The sequence below is a fragment of the Pseudomonas sp. HMWF006 genome (assembly GCF_003061205.1).
GTDB lineage: Bacteria > Pseudomonadota > Gammaproteobacteria > Pseudomonadales > Pseudomonadaceae > Aquipseudomonas > Aquipseudomonas monsensis.
Genome location: NZ_QAIU01000097.1, coordinates 1 through 3,452, shown reverse-complemented (window position 1 = coordinate 3,452; position 3,452 = coordinate 1). Strand labels below are relative to the sequence as shown.

At 62.9% G+C, this 3,452-nt stretch carries 4 protein-coding genes; all 4 read right to left on the bottom strand.

Features of this window, described 5'->3' with window-relative positions:
• Positions 1 to 1,374: pilus assembly protein TadG-related protein (locus DBR24_RS03890; RefSeq protein ID WP_128613951.1), on the bottom strand; the 1,374-nt coding region annotated here is incomplete at its 3' end.
• A gap of 214 nt (positions 1,375 to 1,588) precedes the next feature.
• On the bottom strand, positions 1,589 to 2,146 hold the full coding sequence (locus tag DBR24_RS03885; protein ID WP_123471066.1) for a DUF4136 domain-containing protein: 558 nt from the start codon (positions 2,144 to 2,146) through the stop codon (positions 1,589 to 1,591).
• 51 nt (positions 2,147 to 2,197) lie between these two features.
• Complete coding sequence (locus tag DBR24_RS03880; RefSeq protein ID WP_128613949.1) at positions 2,198 to 2,812, bottom strand: DUF4136 domain-containing protein; 615 nt, start codon at positions 2,810 to 2,812, stop codon at positions 2,198 to 2,200.
• A gap of 12 nt (positions 2,813 to 2,824) precedes the next feature.
• The coding region (locus DBR24_RS03875; RefSeq protein ID WP_128613948.1) for a methyltransferase at positions 2,825 to 3,452 on the bottom strand (628 nt) is incomplete at its 5' end.

Here is a 3,452-nt window from a genome sequence, read left to right as displayed (position 1 = left end):
GGTGTAATCGGTGACATGGCTGTCGGCGGCCGCCACATCCAGTGCAATGTCGATGGTCGAGGTCGGGAGGATTTTCAGGTCGGTCCGCTGGCAGGTGCCTCCCAGTGTGCAGAACAACGAGTTCAAGGTGCCGGCAATGTTCAGGTGCAACAGGTTGTTCAGGGTATCGGTCAGCCCGCCCACCAGCGGCGCGCTGACAATCGCATTGGCCAGGCCGGTGACGCCGGTCAGCAATGGCAGGTTCAACGAAATCACTGTGCGGACTTGCGCGGTTCGCACGTAGATCCGGTTGGCGCCCATCGGGTCGGCCTTGGCCAGCGCCGGGTTACCGAATGCCGACAGTTGCGGCGGCTCGATGACCTTGACCTTGACCGAACCATTGACCAGCCCCGGAATGTTCAGCGGCACGCTCGCCACCAACGCATTCTGACTGTTGGCCAGTTGCACGAAGGCTTCCACCAACTGGAACACTTGAAGATTGGCATTGAGCGCCGAAGACGTGGCGCCGGTCTGCAATTGCAGCAGTTGCCCGAGCACCACCGAGGTATTGCCGACCACCGCTCGCAGCCCGACCAGACCGTCGACGGCCACGCTGGCCGTCTTGCCGCCCTGGGTCAGCACGTTGATGGCGGTGTCGATCAGTTGCGTCAGCTGGATGTTCTGGCCGAGCAGTTGCGTGTAATTGCCGGCTTGAACGTTGACGTCCAGTGCCAGCTGATTGAGGTAGCTCAGCACATTGATATTGGTGTTCACCAACCCCTGCCAGCCCGCCACACTCAGGTTGAGATTACCGCCGAGCATCTGCCCGATCAGCGCATTGAGGGCAGCCGATTTGCTGGCGTCGATGGTCAGCGCCGTGGTGCCGAGGGTCAGTTGTGCGATCGGTGGCAACACCGCATAAGTACCAACGGCGGTGGCCGTAAGGCGTGTGGTCGGGGACACCGAACCCGGTGTGAACAGGGCGTAGAGGGCGGCGGCGACGCTGGTTGGCACCACGCGGGTGGCAACCACGCTGATGGCTTGCTTTTGCGCAGCGTTCGCGCTGAACGTCCGCAGGTTGTTCGCCCCGGTCTGCACGGTGCCGCAGGTCACAGTCAGGGTTGTCCCAGAGCCCACCGTGAAGTCGTTGCGCGCAGCGCTTGCGGTAGCGTAAGTGGCAGCCGTTGTGCCCGCCAGGCAATCGCCCTGGCGCGATACCGCTTCCAGGGCCGCCACATCCACCACGCGCTGCAGGCGACGCTGCTCCATGTACAAGCGGCCGCTGTCGACCACCAGCACCATGCACACCAGGGCCAGTCCGAGTGTCAACGCGGCCATCAGACCGATCGCCCCGCGTTGCCGGGTGCGGCCTTTGAAACGAGAACGGGGCGACATGGCGCACTCCTTTGCCGGCCCACTGCCGGGCGCTGCCTCCATGGGTGCAATTGAGTGTAGTAGCCACTACTGGCAACGCGCCATTCCATACACCGCAAAACCCTGTAGGGGTGCGCCTGCTCGCGACAACGGCGGCACATTCAACAACAAAGTGCCAGAGAGTCCACCATCGCGAGCAGGCTCGCACCTACAGGGGAGTTGTTTTTATGCCGTCTTAGCGCGGTGGATAGTTGGCGAGGATCCGCCCGACCGTTTCGCGAATCGCCTTGCTGCGCTCCTGCGGATTCGGCGAGCTGCTGAGCATTTGCTCGTCACTGCCACGCCAGACCAGTTTGCCGTCCTTGCCGTCGAGCAGATCAATCTGGATGGTCGCGACCTTATAAGTGATGTTGCGCGTTTCGTTGTACATCGGCGCGCCCCAGTAACCGTTCCACGGGCCACCCCAACCACCGCCGTAGTTGGTCGTCACTTGCTGCTGACGATCTTCGACGATCAGGTAGGCCTGCACATTCAAATCGCCCCTGGCCCCCGCGGCGGCCGGACGCAAGCCACGTTGATCGAGCTGATCGGCAACCGACTGGCGGATACGCTGCTCGGTCAGGTCGCTCTTGATTCGCGGATCATCGGGACGATATTGCAGGGCGGGCTCTTTCCAGCCCCAGCTGCGGTAGGCAGCGAAATCGCGGCTGGCATCAAAGTCATGGTTGACCTGGTTGGCGGCGCAGGCGCTGAGCAGCGCGGCCATGGCCAGTAAAGCGAGACGGCGGAACATGGCATTTCTCCGGTGGAAGACATGACCCTGCGAAAAAGGCTGACTTGAAGATTAGCTCGGTGGATACGTCGACATGGCTTTTTCCACCGCCTCGCGAATGGCATCGGTGCGCACGAGTTGGCTGCCCTGGTTGGCGGTTTCGGCACTGGCGCTCCACACCGGTTGACCGGTGCCGGCGTCGAACAGATTGACCTGCACCACCACGACCTGCTCCTGATACGTGCGCACGATTGGTACGGTGTTGTACATGCCGTAGCCGCGGCCATAACGATCGTAGCCGCCGTAGCCACTGCCGTAATAACCATAGTCGTCCTGCACCTGACGCAAACGGGTTTCCAGGCGCAGATTGGCGCTCACCAACAGATCGGCCGGACGCTTGTCGTGCAACGGGCGCAAGCCGCGCTGATCCAGCGCATTGCTCACTGCTTCGGCCACTTGTGCCGAGTCAGCCCACGCCGTGCCCGGCGGCAGTTGGCCGTTGAGCCAGGCCCAACTGCGGTAGCGCCCGTAATCCCGTGGCGGCGCCGGGTACGCGCTGCGATCAAAGGTGTTGGCCGCTTGCGCCGGCGCCGGGGGCAAGGGCCGCGACTGCGCCACGTAAGGGTTGCTGCCCTGGCAGGCAGCCAATCCCAGACACATCAGCAATAACCCGGATTGAGCTTTCATGTCGCGCTCCGATCAGATCGGCCGGCAGATCCAGTGCAAGTAACGCCCAAGCCCGGCGAAGCTTGGGTGACGACGGTGGGCGAGCTCCATTTCCAGCAAGTCCACCAGTTCGGCGCGGGCCTGGAATTCCACCGGCATGTAGTCGTGGAAAACCCGGATCCCGCTTTGCGTTTCGACCTGCCACAAGCCGGCGAGTTGCGTGGCCAGTTCCCGCGGATCCAGCGGCTGCTGAGGCGTCAGGCTCTGCTTTTCGCCGGCCAGGCTGTTCTTGCGCATTTTCTTGAAATGGCCTTTGAGCAGGTTGCGGTAGATCAAGGCATCGCGGTTGTAGAACGCCAGCGACAACCAGCCGCCGGGCCTGGTCAGTTGATGCAGCACCGGCAGGATCGCATGGGGTTCGGCCAGCCATTCGAGTACGGCGTGGCAGATCACCAGATCATACGGTTCGGTGAGTTGACCGAGCAGTGCCTGCCACGGTGCCTGGATGAATGTCGCGGTCTGCCCGGCCTCGGCGAAACGCTGGCGGGCGCCTTCGAGCATTGGCGCGGCAGGTTCCGTGAAGGTCACGTCATGCCCGCGTTCGGCCAGCCACAATGACAGGTGGCCGAGGCCGCCACCGATATCGAGCACCCGCAGCGGC